Below are 16,818 nucleotides of genomic sequence, written 5' to 3' on the forward strand. Positions count from 1 at the left end.
GCCGGCATTGCCCAGACATTCCACAAGCAGGAGTCCGTCAGTGGACGGCTCCAAGTTCCCAAACAGGGACACCCGCCTGGCCACGGGTCGTGCTCGCAGACGGCCACTCAAATTTCAGGAATCCGCGAGGTCCCAGTCGGTGGGTTCGGCCGTCCGCGAGCACTCACCCAATCTAAATGTCGGTGGGTCACGGCATACTCGGCGAGATGGCGACCATCTACTACACCGCATCCAGCTTGGACGGCTTCATCGTCGATTCCGCGGGCAGCCTGGACTGGCTGCTCTCGCGTGACATCGACGTCGACGGGCCGTTCGGCTACAAGGCGTTCGAGAAGTCCGTCGGTGCCCTGGTCCTGGGGTCGACGACGTACCAGTGGGTCGTCGAGCACGAGCCGGGCGACTGGCCGTATCCCCAGCCGACGTGGGTGCTCACGTCCCGGCCCGGCATCATCGTCGACGGCCATCCGGTGCAGGCGGTGAGCGGTGATGTGGCGCAACTGCATCCGACGCTGGTCGAGGCGGCGGGCGACCGTGACGTGTGGATTCTCGGAGGCGGGGACGTTGCGGCGCAGTTCGTGACGGCCGGCCTGGTCGATGAACTGGTGGTGTCGTACGCGCCGTGCTCGCTGGGCGAGGGCGCGCCGGTGCTGCCGGTGCGCTCGGAGTGGCGGCTGGTGGAATCCGCCGTCAACAGGGACTTCGTGTGTGCGCGCTGGGCTCGCGCGGAAGGCAAACTGCCGGCGGTCGGCAGGCCGTTGTTCTTGACGAAAGCCTTTGCCTTGATCAGGAATTCGAGCTGAGTGGCAACATCGTGCAACGGCTCGACCCTGCGTGACGAGCGGCTGAGGATCACGGCGCCCTCGAGCGCGGCCAGGCAGGTGACGGCCAGGGTTGACGCGTCGGTGTCGCTGAAGCCTTCGGCGGTAAAGGCGTGTCCGAGCGCGGTGCGCCACCGGTCGAAGATCTCGGCGGCGATGGGGGTCAGGGTCGGCGCTTCGTCGCCCGACCCGACCGCCGCGGCGACCACCGGACACCCGGCGGTGAAGTCACTGTCGGCGAGGATGCGATCCCAGAACGTGACGAATCCGCGGACGAGGGCGATGCCGCCGTAGGCGGCGGAACCGTCGATATGGGCAGCAATCGCATCGCCGGCGAACTGCAGGGCCTCGATCAGCAGCTGGCTGCGGCCCTCGGGAAAGTGGTGGTAGACCGAGCCGCGCGGGGCACCGCTACGGACCAACACCTCGTCGATGGTCAGGCCCGCGGCGCCGCGTTCACGCAGCACGGCGGCGGCGCTGCGCACCATCCGTTCCCGAGTGGCGCCTCGCTTGTTGACCGTCTTGGTGACGGGCTCAGCTGACGTCAATGCGTGACCCGGTTCCGCAGCTGCGTCATCCGATCCTGCACGCCCCGCGCCGCTTCACGCAGCCGCTCGTTGGCACCCAGGACGGTGTGCGTGAAGCGATGGCCCTTCACGTTGACCTCGACGACCCACATGGCGCCCTCCTCGATATGGGTCTCAGCATAAAACGTCGGACACATCGGGCCAAAGAATGTATTCCAGGTCACTATTGGGCGGCCGCAGCGGCCAAATGGCGTCGAAATTATGGCCGGTTACATAATTCTGTGATCAAGAATTCACTTCTGGGTGGACGTCCGAACTCGATGTGCAGACCGTCATCAGGGGTCTTCCGCAGGGGCGTTGTGGGTTCGCCTCCGAGCGTGCGCTCAGATCGGGGATCTGGCCTGCAGGACGATCTGTCCGCACATTGGCGAAGATGTACGGCCGCGTTGATCACGAGCGTGCAGCCAGATCGAAGATCGGGCGAGAGGTGCGATCTGAGTGCACCCTCGTGGCGGGCAACGAGACGAGCAGACACAAAACTGCCCCCACTCCGAGGAGTAGGGGCAGTTTTGTGTCTGCTCGCGGAGAAAATTAGCCGGCGTTCTCCAGCGCGACGAGCGCGGCCGCGACGGCGAAGTACTTGTTGGAGCCGAGCTGGCGCACGGTCTTGATGTTGAATGCCGCGGCGAGGTGCTCGGCGTCGGAGTCACTGACCCCGGCCAGCGCGGCGGGCGATGCGTCGAGGATGTCCTTGAGGGACTTGTCCTCATATGCCTTGTCGAGCGACTTGTCGAGATCCACAGAGACAGCCATACGTTTCCTCCCAGATTGTTTGCCAGACCTTCGGACGGGCGTGACGCTATCAGCGTTCGCTGGGCGCCGCCTGGGATAAAACACCTGTGCTGAAAAGCCGAATGGCCACCCGGCCGAGTCCCCCGAGGGGCGAAGGACAAGGCGCGGATGGCCATCCGGACGAAGGCAGTACTGCTTACTCCGGGGTGTAGCCGAACGGCATGAGCACGCTCTTGGCCTGGCAGTAGGCCTCGATGCCCTCGGGGCCGTTCTCGCGGCCGATGCCCGAGTTCTTGTAGCCGCCGAACGGCGCGCCCGGATCGAAGGCGTACATGTTGACCGCGTAGGTGCCGGTGCGAATCTGCGAGGCGATCTTCATGGCCCGCGGGATGTCGGTGGTGTAGACGCTGCCGGCCAGACCGTAGGCCGAGTCGTTGGCGATCCGGATGGCGTCCTCTTCGGTGTCGAAGGGGATGATCGCCAGCACCGGGCCGAAGATCTCCTCCTGGGCGATGGTCATCGAGTTGTCGACGTCGGCGAACACCGTCGGCTGCACGAACCAACCGGAGTCCAGGCCCTCGGGACGGCCGCCGCCGGTGGCGATGCGGGCGCCTTCTTCGACGCCCTTCTTGATGTAGCTCTCGACGCGCTCGCGCTGCTTCTCGCTGATCAGCGGGCCGATCATCGCGGCCGGGTTGTCCGGCAGGCCGACCTGCATGGCGGCCGCGCCGGCGGCCACCTTCTCGACGACCTCGTCGTACCGCGATCGCGGGGCCAGGATGCGGGTCTGTCCGACGCAGGCCTGGCCGGTGTTCATCAGGCCCGAGAACAGCAGCATCGGGAGGGTGGAGTCCAGGTCGGCGTCTTCGAGGATGATCGCCGCGGACTTGCCGCCGAGTTCCAGGGTGCAGGGCTTGAGCCGCTCGGCGGCGACCTTGCCGATCTCCTTGCCGACGGCCGAGCTGCCGGTGAAGGTGAACTTGTCGATCTCGGGGTTGGCGGTCAGCGCGCGGCCGGTCTCGGGGCCGCCGGGCACGATCGACAGCACGCCCTCGGGCAGGCCGGCGTCGGCGAAGGCCTGCGCCATGGCGAAGACCGACAACGGCGTCTCGGCGGCGGGCTTGAGCACGACGGTGCAGCCGGCCAGCAGTGCCGGGCCCAGCTTGTTGGCGGCCAGGAAGAACGGCACGTTCCACGCGGCGACGGCGGCGACGACGCCGATGGGCTCGCGGGTCACCAGGGTCTGGCCGTAGATGCCATCGCGGATGTCGCTCCACTGGAATTTGTCCGCGGCACCGGCGTAGTAGTTGAACGACGACATGGCCGCGCCGTACTGCATCATGTCGACGATGCTCGGCGGCTGGCCGGTCTCGGCGGAGAGCAGGAACTTCAGCTCGTCGGCGCGCTCGGTCATGATGCGCGACGCCTCGGCGATCACCGCGGCGCGCTCGGCCGGGGACATCTTGGGCCACGGGCCCTCGTCGAACGCCTTGCGTGCGGCGGCACAGGCGGCATCCACGTCGGCCTTCGAGGCCAGCGGCACCTTGCCGACGAGCTCGCCGGTGGCCGGGGAGTGCACCTCGATGACGTCCGACGTCGAGGGTGCGGTCCACTGACCGCCGATGAACAGCTGATCCCACTCGGTTTTGAATGCCGTGCTCTGTGTCATGGCCGTCACACTACCCAGTTTTCGGCCAAACGAGAACATGTTCCAATTAGGTCATTCAGCTGGGCTGGAGCACCAACACCAGGTTGCTCGTCAAGAACTCCTGTAACACCGGTACAGAAGTCGCACGCCAGGCCCATCGCGGGTGGTAGCGGGGGAATGCGGCGACCAGCGTCCCCGTGCTGCGCGCCCACTCCAGCCCAGCTGCGGCAGATACCGCGAACAACGACGATCCGTAGTCGTTCTTCGGCCGATGGCCGTGTTTGCGGGTGTACATCTCGGCGGCCCGCCGGCCGCCGAGGTAGTGCGTCAGCCCCATCTCGTGGCCGCCGAACGGACCCAGCCACACCGTGTACGACAGGATCACCAGCCCGCCCGGCCGGGTCACCCGCAACATCTCCCGGCCCATCAGCCACGGTTCGCGGACATGCTCGGCGACGTTCGACGACAGGCAGACGTCGACGCTGCCGTCGGCGAACGGCAGGGCCATGCCCGAGGCGCGTACGAAGGTGCCGGCGCCGTCGGGTTGGGCGGCCGGGCCGGCATGCATCTCCCGGGGGTCGGGTTCGACACCGATGTATGTCATTCCGGCGCTGGAGAATTCGGTGGCGAAGTAGCCGGGACCGCCGCCGACGTCGAGCACCGTGGCGCCGTCGGGTGCGGCTCCGTTGAGATCGCGCCACAGGCCGTCCACCAGGGCGACGGTGTCGCGGGCGAGACCGCCGTAGAAGCGGGCCGGGTCGCTCTGCTCGAAACGGAACTCGCTGAGCAGGCGGATCGAGCGGGCGAGGGTGGCCCGCTCACGCGTGATGACCAGTCGTTTGGCTGCCCAGCGATTCACTCCGCAACCCTACTGACCGGTACCCTTCATTCGATGCCAGACCACCCCCAGCAACCCGCTGGATCTCCTGACGAGATCCGGTCGGTGCTGCTGCTCTGCTGGCGGGACACCGGCCATCCCCAGGGCGGTGGCAGCGAGACGTATCTGCAGCGCATCGGCGCGCAGCTGGCCGAGTCCGGGGTGCGGGTGACGCTGCGGACGGCGCGCTATCGCGGGGCGTCGCGCACCGAGGTCGTCGACGGCATTCGGATCAGTCGCGGCGGCGGCCGGCTGTCGGTCTACATCTGGGCCGGGCTGGCCATGGTGCTGGCCCGTGTCGGGCTGGGTCCGCTGCGCGGCGTCCGGCCGGATGTGGTGATCGATTCGCAGAACGGCATCCCCTTCCTGGCTCGCTTGGCCTACGGCCGGCGCGCGATGGTGCTGGTACATCACTGCCACCGTGACCAGTGGCCGGTAGCTGGGCGGTTCATGAGCAAGTTCGGCTGGTTCGTGGAGTCGCGGCTCTCGCCCCGGCTGCACCGCAACAACCAGTACGTGACGGTGTCACTGCCGTCGGCCCGGGACCTGGTGGACCTGGGTGTCGACGCTTCGCGGATCGCCGTCGTCCGCAACGGGGTCGACCTCGCTCCGGCGGCGTCCCTCGCGCTGCCCCGCGCTGCCGAGCCGCGCATCGTGGTGCTGTCGAGACTGGTGCCGCACAAGCAGATCGAGGACGTGCTCGACGCCGTCGCGCTGCTGGCGCCGGTGGTGCCGGGACTGCGCCTGGACGTCGTCGGCGGCGGCTGGTGGGACGAGCGGCTGGTCGCCCACGCTCGCCGGCTCGGTATCAGCTCGGCGGTCACGTTCCACGGCCACGTCGACGAGGCCACCAAACACGAAGTGCTGCAACAGGCTTGGGTCCACGCGCTGCCGTCGCGCAAGGAAGGCTGGGCGCTGGCCGTCATCGAGGCCGCCCAGCACGGTGTGCCGACGGTCGGCTACCGGTCCTCGGGCGGCCTGACCGACTCGATCGTCGATGGGGTGACGGGCCTGCTGGTCGATGACCATCGCGGTCTGGTCACGGCGCTCGAGACTCTGCTGACCGACGCCGTCCTGCGCGACGAGCTGGGTGCCAAGGCGCAGGTGCGGGCGGCCGAATTCTCGTGGCCGCAAAGCGCTTCCGCGTTGCGGACCGTTGCCGAAGCGGTCCGGGACGGCAAGTTTGTCAACGGGATCGTCTGACGTCGCATCCGGGCCGCGCAGTACTGCCGCCGGGCGTCCACGCCCACCCCGGAAATTCTGCGTGACGGCCAGCCAAATCTGCCGTTTTGCTGTTGGACACCGCCGGGCCGCATAAACTGACGGCCAAGTCAAATTTAATAGCAATGAGGGCCGCCTGCGGGTTCCGGCTTTCGTGGTGTCCCTCGAATTTTGCGGATCCAGGCAACTGGGCCCGGTGATGCAGTGCGTTCGAACTCCGTTCTCATTCAATGTAATTGGATATACCGCTCCATCGAAGTACCACCGGGTCTGAGGAGTTGAGCATGTGGAGTTGCCGATGACGCTTTCGACGTTCGGGCTCACGCGGCTGGCGAGTTCACGCACGGTCTGGCAGCCGCATTACGCGCGTCGTGTGCTGCTCACCGACGCCGCGACCATCGTCCTCGCGATGCTGTTCGCACAATGGGTCCGATTCGGCGGAGTGGGCTACGGCCCGTCGCCTCCATGCTCTATACCGGGTACTCGCTGGTGCTGGCCTGCCTGTGGCTGGGCGTGCTGACGCTGCATCACGCCCGGTCCGCGTCGATCCTCGGCTGCGGCATCGAAGAGTATCGCCGCGTCGTCGCCGCATCCTTCTGGACGTTCGGGGTCATCGCGATCGTGGCGCTGCTGGCCCGCCTCGAGATCGCGCGCGGCTACCTGGCCCTCGCGTTCCCGTTGGGCACCATCGGGCTGCTCATCGGACGCAAGCTGTGGCGGCGGCGGGTGCGGGCGCGCCGACAGGCCGGCGAATGCCTGACATCCGTTCTCGCCATTGGTGATCGGGACGCCATCGCCGTCCTGGCAACTGAACTCATGAACGATCCCGGCGACGGTTATGTGGTGGTCGGCGCCGGCATCCCGGGAGACCCCGGCGCGCGCGGCGACGTCATCAGGGTCGGTGACCGGATGATCCCGATCTTCGGCGACGAGAACGACGCCCTCGGCGCGCTCGGCGACCGGTGCGCCGCCGACACCGTGGCGCTGACCGACGCCGAGCACTTCGGTGCCGCCGGAATCCAGCGGCTCACCTGGCGTCTCGAGGCCTCCGACGTCGACCTGGTGGTGTCGCCCGGCCTGCTCGACGTGGCCGGCGCGCGACTCGCGATGCGGCCGGTGGCCGGCATGCCGCTGCTGCACGTGGAGAAGCCGCAGTACCACGGCGCCAAGAGCTTCCTGAAGAAGGCGTTCGACTTCGGCTTCGCGCTGGCGGCGCTGATCGGGACGGCGCCGCTGCTGGTGCTCGCGGCCATCGCCATCAAGATGACCAGTCGCGGCCCGGTGTTCTACCGGTCGGAGCGCATCGGGCTGGACGGTGAGCCGTTCACGATGATCAAGTTCCGCAGCATGGTGGTCGACGCGGAGGAGCGCCTCGAAGACCTGCTGCCCTCGAACGAGATGGCCGGCGGCGTCATGTTCAAGATGCGCGACGACCCGCGGGTGACGATGGTCGGAAAAGTGTTGCGCCGCTACAGCATCGACGAGCTGCCGCAGTTCATCAACGTGCTCAAGCAGGACATGAGCGTCGTGGGCCCCCGGCCACCGCTGCGCCGGGAGGTCGAGACGTACAACGGCGATATCAGGCGCAAACTACTCGTCAAGCCGGGTGTGACGGGGCTGTGGCAGATCAGCGGCCGGTCGAACCTCACATGGGACAAGGCTGTGCGCCTGGATCTTTCGTACGTCGACAACTGGTCGATGCTCACCGATGTCGGCATCATCCTGAAGACCGTCAGTGTGGTGGCTCGCGGCGAAGGGGCGTACTGAGGCCCCGCCGCCGCTGGATCACCATCGCGGTCAGGGCTCCGATCAGCACGCCCAACCACACCACGTGTGCGGCGATCAGCAGCGCGCGTCCCGACGCCGCGGGCGTCGTCCCGCCCACTCGGTACAACGCAATGTCGTTGTCCCGGTAGGCCATCGGTAGCGACAGCGGCGGAGCTGAGCCTTCCACCACCACCCAGCCCACCCCGGCCGCGGCCAACTGGTGCACGTCGGCGCCCCGCAGCAGCAGGTCCTGCACCCGCCGCGCCCGCACGCCCTCGCCGGGCACGGTCCGGCCCCCGATGACGAGGTCACCGGTCGCCAGCACGTCGGCGGACACCCAGCGCGGCAGCGGGTCGAGTACGGCCGTCGGGCCGGCCCAGGGGAACTGGCGGATGACGTCGGGCGGCAGGACCGCGACGGGTTTCGGGTCCGAGTTGATCTGTGCGGCAACCGCGTACCAGCCGGCCGGGTACTGCACCGACCGCAGCTGGCCGCCGACACCCCAGGCGAGGTCGGGCAGCGCCGCCAGCACCACTACGCAGCAGCCCGCAGCAGCGAAAGCCGTTGGTAGCCAGCGCCGTAGCACCGCCACCGCGGCCGCCGCGGCCAGGGCATAGCCCGGCATCGCCAGGGCCACCCACTTCTGTCCGTCACGCAGCACGCCGGTGCTGGGGACGGTCCGGATCAGCCAGTCGAGGAACGCCGACCCCGGGTCGGTCGCCAGCAGCGCGGGCACCACCACGGCGACGACGGCGAGCACCAGCAGCGGCCGGGCCGCGGTCACGGACCACGCCTTCCGCGCGCCACAGGCCACCACCGCCAGCAGCGCGACGGTCCCGACCACGGCCCACAGCGTCGTGCGGGACACCGGTACCGCCGCGGCGTTCCAGATGCCGCCGAGCCCGGCCAGGCTGCCCAGCGTCCCGAGCCCCGGTTCGGCCCGCGCCGCGAACGCCGGCACTCCGGCACTGGCCACCGGTAGGACCGAGCGGGCGACGACCGTCGCCACCAACCAGGGCAGCGCCGCTCCGACCGCGGCGGCCAGTGCGACCCACACGCCGCGCCAGGTGCGCGAACACGCCAGCGCCACCACCAACGCCAGCAGCAGGCCCGTCGGCGTCAGCCCGGCCAGCGCGATCCAAAAGACGAGGCCCCAGTGATTTGTGCACGACTTTTCGCGCTCACCGCGGAAAATCGTGCACAAATCACTGGAGAAGGCGACCCAGGGCAGGCAGCCGTAGCCGACGAGCAGGCTCCAGTGCCCTTGCAGCAGTCGCTCGGCGACGTAGGGGTTCCACACCGCGACGGTGACGGCCACGAGCTGCCCGCCGAGGCCGGCGTCCAGCACCGCGGCGGCCAGCTTCGCCGCGCCCCAGCCGGCGAACCACAAGCCGAGGATCGTCAGCGCCTTGACCAGCACCCCGCCGTCGACGACGGGCGAGAGGACGGCCAGGAAGAAGTCCTGCGGCAGGGCCCGGGGCGCGGCCTCGGACAAGCCGAGGGCGGCGTCGGACAGGTAGGACCGCGGCGTCGAGACCGCATCACGCAGCAGCAGATAACCGGGCGCCAGCAGCGGCGCGGTGACAGCGAGCGTCAGCCCCAGCGCGTACAGCGCCGGCAGGGCACGACGAAAAGCGATCAGATCCGGTCCGGTGGCAGATCGGTCGGCCGCTGGGTGGGCAGCTTCTCGGTCATGGCCTCGGCCGCGGGCATCGGGCCGGAATCGGTCTCACGCCGGCCGAAGAAGCCGTGCCCGGCGGCATCGAGGCCCGGATCGATCAGTGCGGCCTGCGACCGCAGGCTGTACCCGGCGAGCAGCACACCACCGACCAGGAACACCAGGCCCAGGCCACCGAAGGTGATGGGCAGGATGCGGTCCCACAGGGCGAGCTTGTCGCGCTCGTCGTGGGCGGCGGCGACCTGCGACTCGACCGTCTGCTCGTTGGAGGTGACGGTGTAGTCGGCGAACGTCACCTCGGGCTTGAGGGCGTCACGCGAGTAGTAGTGGAAGCCGCGGTCCTTCTCCTTGACGATGGTGCCCGAGACCGGGTCCACCCAGAAGGTGCGCGCCGCGGCGTAGTAGCGCTGCATCGTGATCGGGTCGGTCGGCTCGGCCGACGGCACGCCCCACAGTTCGGCGCGCGCGGTCACCGAGCCGTCTTCATCCTTGTCGTACAGCGACGAGTACTTGATGGGCTCGACCAGCTTGCCGTCGGCGTCGAAGCCGACGTTCTGCGTGAACTTGTAGACCGACAGCCCGTTGACGTCTTCTTCGCCCTCGTAGTTGGCGTCGTACGCCTTCTGCGCGATCGGGTCGAACACCTGGTAGGTCTTCTTCTCCGTGCTGAACGGGAAGCGGTAGCTCAGCCCGGTGTGGGGCAGCGCGATGTTGGTCGGCGGGTTCTGGTCCTCGATGGTGCGTGGCTTCTGCACCGAGCCGGCCGCACCGGTCACCGCCGCGGCGGTGGTGCGGTTGAGCGTCACGGTGTCGACGAGCGCGAGCAGCAGACCGTTGTCCTGTTGCTTGTCGGTGCGGCGCACCGTGCTGCCGACCTGCAGCGTCACCACATCGGCGTTCGCCGGGTTCTCGACACTGATCTGGCGCTGCAGCACCAGCGGCACGTTCTTGTTGACGACGAACTTCTCGCCCAGCAGCGACGCGGGGTCCAGCGCGGTCCCGGTGCCGTTACTGACCAGCGTGGTGTCGATGTCGAGCGGGATCTTGGAAATCTTGCCCGACGTATAGGTACTCAAGAGCAGAGCAGCAATCAGCAGGGCGGCGCCGAGCCCCATCAAGACGCATGCCGCGATTCGCAACCCCACAGCGCGGTTCAACCCGTGCTCCTTACTTTGTCTGCCAGCCACACAGCAACCCGACTGACCCTAACAGCCCTTACTAAGGCACACCCTCAGAGTGGTGTGCGGGTGTCGGTGAGATTCGCCGCCGAGACCGGGCACCCGGCACACTGGGGTCGTGGGCGACCTGGGACACGACACCGCGGGCAGTGCTGAGGTGAGCGGCACCCGCAGTTTCCTGCCCGCTGTCGAGGGCATGCGGGCCTGTGCCGCCATGGGCGTCGTCCTCACTCACGTGGCGTTCCAGACGGCCAACAGCAGCGGCTGGTACGGCCGCTTGTTCACCCGGTTCGACCTGGCGGTCGCCGTGTTCTTCGCGCTGTCGGGCTTCCTGTTGTGGCGCGGGCACGCCGCCGCCGCGCGCGGCCTGCGGCACCGGCCGCCGACGGGCCACTACCTGCGCTCGCGCATCGTCCGCATCATGCCGGGCTATCTGGTGGCCGTCGTGGTGATCCTGGCGCTGTTGCCCGAGGCGCACGCCGACCTGACGGTGTGGCTCGCCAACCTCACGCTCACCCAGGTCTATGTACCGCTGACGCTGACCGCCGGGCTGACGCAGATGTGGAGCCTGGCCGTCGAGGTCAGCTTCTATCTGGCCCTGCCGCTGCTGGCGCTCTTGGCCCGCCGGTTGCCGGTGGACTGGCGGGTGCCCGCCATCGCGGCACTGGCGGTGGCGAGCTTCGCGTGGCCTGCGCTGCCATGGCACCTGCCGTTCGGCGTCAACCAGATGAACTGGCTGCCGGCGCTGTTCTCGTGGTTCGCCGCCGGCATGCTGCTGGCCGAGCTGACCGTCATGCCCGTCGGCCGCATGCACCAGCTGGCCCGGCGCCGCTGGGTGATGGCGGCCATCGCCGGGGTCGCGTTCGTCATCGCGGCGACGCCGCTGGCCGGCAACATCGGACTCGCACCGGGCGCCGTCAGCCAGGTCGTGGTCAAGACGGCGATGGGTGCGGTGGTCGCCGGGGCACTGCTGGCGCCGCTGGTGCTGGACGCACCCGGGACGCCGCACCGGATCCTCGGCAGCACCACGATGGTGACGTTGGGCCGCTGGTCCTACGGCCTGTTCATCTGGCACCTCGCGGCGCTGGCCATGGTGTTCCCGGTGATCGGTGAGTTCCCGTTCAACGGCCACATGCCGATCGTGCTGATCTTGACCTGGATTTTCGGTTTCGCGATCGCCGCCGTCAGCTACGGATTGATCGAGTCGCCCTGCCGCGAGTTGCTGCGCCGCTGGGAATCCCGGCACGCCCCGTCACCGCGGGACAGCGCGATCACGGACGCTCCGGAGCCCGCCGCGGTCGGATAGCCGCTGCTACGCGCCGCCGGTGCGGCCACGGTCCCACGGATCGGGCCGTGTCGGTCGGGTGCGCCATGCTCGCGCCATGACGCAATACACCTACCGGGCGGAGTGGTCGCCGGAGCGTGGCCGCTATCTGGCCGGATGCCTGGAGTTCCCGCGGCTCTGGGCGACGGGCATGACCGCCGCGACCGCGATTGCCGCAATGGAACAGACGGTGGCCGACGAGGTCCGCGATCTGCTGGCGAGTGAAATGTCGCCGCCTGAATCCATCACGGACCGCAAGTACAGCGGCAAGTTCCTGTTGCGGATGCCGACGGCCATGCACGCCAAGCTCAGTGTCGAAGCGGCTGAGCAGGGCGTCTCACTGAATCAATGGGTGGTCCAGAAGCTGGCTGCCCGGCCACCGTCATTCGACGATTTCTAGCAGTGTGCGGCCGGGGGTTCGGTGTGCCGGCGTGTCGAGTTGTCAGTTGGCCCAACCGATTCCGGAACTCGGTATCGCCCGCGATACCACCTGCCAATCTGTCCTGGTCAGGCCGCGCCTGATACTGCCGGCGATACCGAGTTCCAGATGCGTGTGGCGACCGACAGATCGGTGCGTGTGATGCAGGTGTGACTCGTGAATCACTCGTCGAGCTGGCGCGTCCATCTGGCCGGTGCCTCCCACAACGACGCGGCCAGCGCGGCCACCGAGATGAGCGCCAGGAACTGCACCCACGGCGAATGCCCGACGTAGCCGTCCACCGAGCGCCACGGGTACGCGCTGAGCACCGCGCCGGCACCGATGAGGCCGCTCGCCGAGGCGATGACGGTCCAGCCGTCGAGCCACCGCTCCTGCGACCGCAGCAGGTATCGGATGCCGATGGCTGCCCCGACGGTCGCCAGACCCGCGAATCCGGCCGCCAGGAAACCGAATCCGACGAGGGCCACGCCGACGAGCGCGGGCCCCGGCTGCCAGGTCTGCGTCGGCTCGTCGTCGACGCGGCGGCGCATCGGCAGCAGCGCCAGGAGCGCCAGGAGCGGCAGCAGCGCGAGCCCGCCGAACAACCCGATGCGGTACGGGGTGTTCAGCCCGAATGTCAGAGCGACGGTGCCCGCGGTGCCGGCCGGCAGCACCCAGCCCTGCTGCCAGCCGTTGATGGTCACCGGCGTGAGGACGGCGCCGTTGGCGGTGTGGGCGGTCCAGCCGGGGTTGACGCTCTCGGGCACGACGAGCACCCGCTGCACCGGTGACGGCGTCACGTCCACCTCACGGTGATCGGAGGTCCATTTCTTCAGCTGCGCGGGAGTCGTTGGGGCACTGTGGATGTGGGCGGCGAGCGGGCCGGTCAGGCGGGCGCCGACGACGGTGAAGAACGGGCCGGGGCTGATCAGCAGCTCCTGTTTCCCGGCGGGCAGTTGCAGCGGCGCGGATTGGCAGGGCTGGGCCGCGATGGGCTCGCTGTCCAGGAGCGCGCCGACGGTGGTGTGCACCGAGGTCTGCAGGAACTGGCCGGCGATCGCGACGATCGGCCCGCGGCCACACGGCAGCGTGATGGCGCGGCGCCGGTTGGCGGCCGCGTCGGCGGGGGCGATCGGCGCGCCGCGCTCGTCGAGGGCGGTGACCTCGGCGAGGCCGGGCGGCTTCACCTGGTCGAATCCCAGTGACGTGCGGTCGATCAGGTCGTGCCAGTCGAGGATCGACAGCTTGATGGTGTCGGTCTTCGCGGGGTTGAGCTTGATGGTCTGCGGGCCGTCTCCGATGCGTCGCACCTGCGGTCCGTTGCCGAGGTCGACGGCGACGACGGTCGGATGCGCCGGCAGCTCGGAGGCGCTGGGCGTGAGTCGCAGGGCGCTGACGGTCGTCGGCGCCGGCAGGTGCACGGTGAGGTTGGCGCCGTTGCGGAACTGGACGATGCCCTGCGGCGCGACCCAGGCGGTGCGCGGATCGCCGTCGGTGGCGGCGTAGGCCGATCCCGCGACGTCGATGACATCCGAATCGCCGGACGCCCGGGTGGTGCCGGGCTGGCTCACCAGGTCGGCCAGGTGCGGCCCCTGCCGGGCCTGCACCCAGATTGTCGGCACGACGGCCGTCGGTGTCGGCACGGTGAGGGTGCGGCTCATGTTGACGGGCTCTTCGGGCGACTGCGCCATGGTGGCGGCGCACCGGACCCCGTTCGGGCCCTCGGCGCAGCCGGGCCGGCCCAGCTGGTCATTGCCCAAATCCCATTGCGCGACAGCCGATCCGGCCGGCGGGCCGGGTACGTCGACGGTGTGGCGCAGGCTCACGGCGTGGGCGAAGCCGGACGCGTCGTACTGCGTCACGGAGAAGTCGGTGATGCCGAACTGCACGCCGGGCGAGCCGTCGTCGGTGCCGGTCGCGGTGAACCGGACCCAGGAGGTCTCGCCGTAGGGCAGGGCCGCGGTCAATGGCTTGCCGGGCTGGTCGAAGCGAATTGTGCTGGTGCCGTTGGCGGTTGCGACTTCGATACGGCGCACCTGGGCGCCGACGGCGGTGGCGCTGGGCGTCAGGGTGATGGTCGCGTTGGTCACCGGATGGTCGAAGTCGACCTGAAGCCATTGCCCCACAGCGGTTTGCAGCGAGCTCGACACCCAGCTGGTCGAGGTGTCGCCGTCGATCGCGGCGGCCGGACCGGCCGCCGTCGCCACATTGGGCAGCGCGGTGGAATCGGACGACGAACTCGACGTGGTGATCCGTCCACCCGGCCATTGGCCGTAGGCGGTGGTGGCGCCGGGGCTGGGGTAGTCCATGACGCGGTTGTAGGTGCGCCGCGGATCGTCGGGGGCCCGCACCGCCGACGAGTGGTCGTCGACGCGTCCGTAGTCGGTCTCGCGGGCCAGCGGGGTGTCGGTGACGGTCACCTCGGGCACCGGCAATCCGGCGTGCTGCGCGTCGGACGTCAAGATCATGGGGCCCAACGGGTTTCGCCCCATCAGGCGGCGGCGCTCGTCGATGCGCAGCAGTGATTCGGGCCCGCCGTCGACGCGCGGCATGGTGTCGGTGTCGGCGAGGTACGGCACGGTGGGCACGGTGCCCGCCACGCGGTAGATCTCGACGGCGGGGTAGCGCGGCCGCAGGCCACTGTCGGAGACGAACCCGTCCAGGGTGCCCGGGCCGACGGGATCGCCGAACTGTGCGACTTTCGTGAGCCCCCTGGAACCTTCCAAGGCCCGGTGCACCAGCAGCGGCCGGGCCGACCGCGAGTTGTCGGGGTCCAGGTCGTTGCGCACCACGACGAACGAAATACCTTGGCGGGCAAGGGTGTCGGCCAATCCGGCGGACGGCCGCCCGGTCGCGAACAGGCGCTGCACGGAGTCCAGGGCGCGGATGGTCTCGGGCGGCGTCAGCGGAATCGAGTCCCGCACCCCCCACGCACCGCGTTCGAGGACCTGCAGCGGCTCGTCGTGCGTGTTGCCCCAGACCTGGTTGGCGAACGGCGCGCCCGGCGCGACGAGCACGCGGCCCGGGGTCTCGGCGTTGTGCGCGTCGAGCCAGTCCGCGGTCTGGTGCCAGTACTGCGGGATGGCGCGGTAGGCGCCCGGCGCGGCGAGCCGGCCCGTCCACGCCAGCGACGTCCCGGCGACCAGTGCCGTCAGCAGCACGACGGCCACGGCCATCCGCTTGTCCCGCTCGAGGTGCGCGAACGCGTTGATCCACTCCCGCCGCGGCGCGGTGCCCGGCAGGGGAATCCGGCCCAGCACGTGGGCCAGGCCCAGCGCAAGCGGCAGGCGCAGCACGGGTTCGAGTTTGTGCACGTTGCGCAGCGGGGTGCCGCCGGCATCGAGGAAGGCCCGCACCTGGTGCGCGATGGGCGAGCCCAGCCCGCCCGCGTACGCGACCGCGAGCAGCAGCAGCCCGAACAGCAGCATCGCGATGAGCCGCCCGCGGGCCGGCATGCTGCGCATGGCCAGGCCCGCCATGCCGCCGGCGGCCACCAGCGTCGTCGCCAGGACCGCGACCGAACCGGTCACCAGCGACGAACCGGCCGTCGCGTTGGTCGCGACGAACGCCGTCCAACCGTAGGTGCCGCGCAGCACCTCGGTCAGTGACAGCCACTGCGTCGTGACGCCCGACGATTCGATGAAGTCCAGGAACGGCGGGCTGATCCGGCCGAGCAGCAGCAGCGCCACGGCCCACCACAGGATCGCGAGCAGCGTGCAGCCGAACCACCAGGCCGTGAAGCGCCACCACCGCCGGTTGGGCCGGTGCGCGGCCCACCAGATGATCGCGGCCAGGCAGCCCGTCAGCGTTGCGACGGCATTCACCGCGCCCATCAGCGCGACGGCGACAGCCGAGCGGGCGGCCAGCTGCCGAATGCGCGGATCACCGCGCAGCGCCAGGATCACCGGCAGCAGCACCCACGGCGCCAGCATCATCGGCAGGGTCTCGGAGGAGATGGCGCCCAGCGTCGTCAGCGCCCGCGGGGACAGGGCGAACGCCACGGCGGCGAGCACGCGGGAGGACCGGCTGCCGATGCCCAGGGCCTCGGCGACCCGGATGACTCCCCAGAACCCGACGACCAGCAGCAACGCCCACCACAGCCGCTGCGTCACCCAGCCGGGCAGGCCGATGACGTCACCGGCGAGGAAGAACGTCCCGTGCGGGAACAGATAGCCGTAGGCCTGGTTCTGCGACTGGCCGAAGGGCAGGTCGCTGCTCCACAGATTCGCCGCCCGCGCCAGGAAACGCGCGGGGTTGGCGGTGAGATCGAGTTTGGTGTCGGGCGAGACCCGGCCCGGTGACTGGGCGAACGTCAGGACCAGTGCGACCGCGCTGACGACCCATAGGCAGCGCCGCGAGAGGGGCGCTACGGGATCAGCTGCGGTTGCCGTATTCGACCCGGTTGAGCACCGATGACGCTGGATCGCCCGATTGCAGCGTCGGCTTGGTGTCCTGCTCCAGCATCAGCGTGGTGCCGAAGACCGCTGCAGCGCCGAGCAACAGACCGACCACGATGCTGGCTCCGGCGGGCACGAGGAAGCGGTCCATGGCGCCCAAACTAGCATGACGA

13 protein-coding genes and 1 pseudogene are annotated in these 16,818 nt (G+C 69.3%); 5 read left to right on the top strand and 9 right to left on the bottom strand.

Translation table 11 applies throughout. From position 1 onward, the window contains the following. The first annotated feature begins 206 nt into the window (after nt 1-206). Nucleotides 207-800 carry a dihydrofolate reductase family protein gene (locus ACJH7A_RS06835; protein ID WP_406801642.1) on the top strand — a complete coding sequence of 198 codons (594 nt, stop codon included), beginning with the start codon at nt 207-209 and terminating at the stop codon, nt 798-800. On the opposite strand, the pseudogene ACJH7A_RS06840 reads toward ACJH7A_RS06835, so the two are convergent. The 5 genes and pseudogenes from ACJH7A_RS06840 to ACJH7A_RS06860 form a co-directional block, all read right to left on the bottom strand. Further along, nucleotides 737-1,306 (bottom strand): annotated as a pseudogene (locus ACJH7A_RS06840) (TetR/AcrR family transcriptional regulator); the annotation flags it as partial. The gene ACJH7A_RS06835 and the pseudogene ACJH7A_RS06840 sit on opposite strands and share 64 nt — an antisense overlap. A 56-nt stretch (nt 1,307-1,362) precedes the next feature. Next, nucleotides 1,363-1,497: a hypothetical protein gene (locus ACJH7A_RS06845; protein WP_020103445.1), complete on the bottom strand. Its 135-nt coding sequence runs from the start codon at nt 1,495-1,497 to the stop codon at nt 1,363-1,365. A gap of 439 nt (nt 1,498-1,936) precedes the next feature. Further along, nucleotides 1,937-2,158 (bottom strand): hypothetical protein, encoded by a 222-nt coding sequence (locus tag ACJH7A_RS06850; RefSeq protein WP_212807964.1) that lies wholly within the window; start codon nt 2,156-2,158, stop codon nt 1,937-1,939. 175 nt (nt 2,159-2,333) lie between these two features. After that, on the bottom strand, nt 2,334-3,806 hold the full coding sequence (locus ACJH7A_RS06855) for an aldehyde dehydrogenase (protein WP_212807965.1): 1,473 nt from the start codon (nt 3,804-3,806) through the stop codon (nt 2,334-2,336). Between the two features lie 55 nt (nt 3,807-3,861). Then, nucleotides 3,862-4,620: a class I SAM-dependent methyltransferase gene (locus ACJH7A_RS06860; RefSeq protein ID WP_406801694.1), complete on the bottom strand. Its 759-nt coding sequence runs from the start codon at nt 4,618-4,620 to the stop codon at nt 3,862-3,864. A 57-nt stretch (nt 4,621-4,677) separates the two neighbouring features. Between ACJH7A_RS06860 and ACJH7A_RS06865 the strand changes: the two genes are divergently transcribed. Both ACJH7A_RS06865 and ACJH7A_RS06870 read left to right on the top strand, forming a co-directional pair. Continuing rightward, the gene (locus ACJH7A_RS06865) at nt 4,678-5,865 is read left to right on the top strand and encodes a glycosyltransferase family 4 protein (protein WP_346416515.1); all 1,188 of its coding nucleotides are present in this window, start codon (nt 4,678-4,680) and stop codon (nt 5,863-5,865) included. 483 nt (nt 5,866-6,348) lie between these two features. After that, nucleotides 6,349-7,650, top strand: a complete 1,302-nt coding sequence (locus ACJH7A_RS06870) for a sugar transferase (protein ID WP_406801643.1) — start codon at nt 6,349-6,351, stop codon at nt 7,648-7,650. Here ACJH7A_RS06870 and ACJH7A_RS06875 read toward each other — a convergent pair. Then, nucleotides 7,616-9,271: a hypothetical protein gene (locus ACJH7A_RS06875; RefSeq protein WP_406801695.1), complete on the bottom strand. Its 1,656-nt coding sequence runs from the start codon at nt 9,269-9,271 to the stop codon at nt 7,616-7,618. The genes ACJH7A_RS06870 and ACJH7A_RS06875 overlap by 35 nt on opposite strands. Nucleotides 9,272-9,288: 17 nt before the next feature. Further along, on the bottom strand, nt 9,289-10,485 hold the full coding sequence (locus tag ACJH7A_RS06880; RefSeq protein ID WP_318984785.1) for a DUF3068 domain-containing protein: 1,197 nt from the start codon (nt 10,483-10,485) through the stop codon (nt 9,289-9,291). A 217-nt stretch (nt 10,486-10,702) separates the two neighbouring features. Between ACJH7A_RS06880 and ACJH7A_RS06885 the strand changes: the two genes are divergently transcribed. Both ACJH7A_RS06885 and ACJH7A_RS06890 read left to right on the top strand, forming a co-directional pair. Beyond that, complete coding sequence (locus ACJH7A_RS06885; RefSeq protein ID WP_406801696.1) at nt 10,703-11,812, top strand: acyltransferase family protein; 1,110 nt, start codon at nt 10,703-10,705, stop codon at nt 11,810-11,812. 76 nt (nt 11,813-11,888) lie between these two features. Next, nucleotides 11,889-12,230: a type II toxin-antitoxin system HicB family antitoxin gene (locus ACJH7A_RS06890; RefSeq protein WP_020103455.1), complete on the top strand. Its 342-nt coding sequence runs from the start codon at nt 11,889-11,891 to the stop codon at nt 12,228-12,230. 200 nt (nt 12,231-12,430) lie between these two features. Here ACJH7A_RS06890 and ACJH7A_RS06895 read toward each other — a convergent pair whose 3' ends face one another. Together ACJH7A_RS06895 and ACJH7A_RS06900 are read right to left on the bottom strand one after the other, a co-directional pair. Continuing rightward, nucleotides 12,431-16,672, bottom strand: a complete 4,242-nt coding sequence (locus ACJH7A_RS06895; RefSeq protein WP_406801697.1) for an alpha-(1->3)-arabinofuranosyltransferase — start codon at nt 16,670-16,672, stop codon at nt 12,431-12,433. Further along, entirely contained in the window at nt 16,623-16,796 is a 174-nt protein-coding gene (locus ACJH7A_RS06900; RefSeq protein WP_020103457.1) for a DUF2613 domain-containing protein, read from the bottom strand. The genes ACJH7A_RS06895 and ACJH7A_RS06900 overlap by 50 nt, the downstream gene beginning before the upstream one ends. Nucleotides 16,797-16,818 lie beyond the last annotated feature (22 nt).

It is taken from the genome of Mycobacterium sp. SMC-17 (assembly GCF_045310915.1).
In the GTDB taxonomy this organism is placed as follows: domain Bacteria; phylum Actinomycetota; class Actinomycetes; order Mycobacteriales; family Mycobacteriaceae; genus Mycobacterium.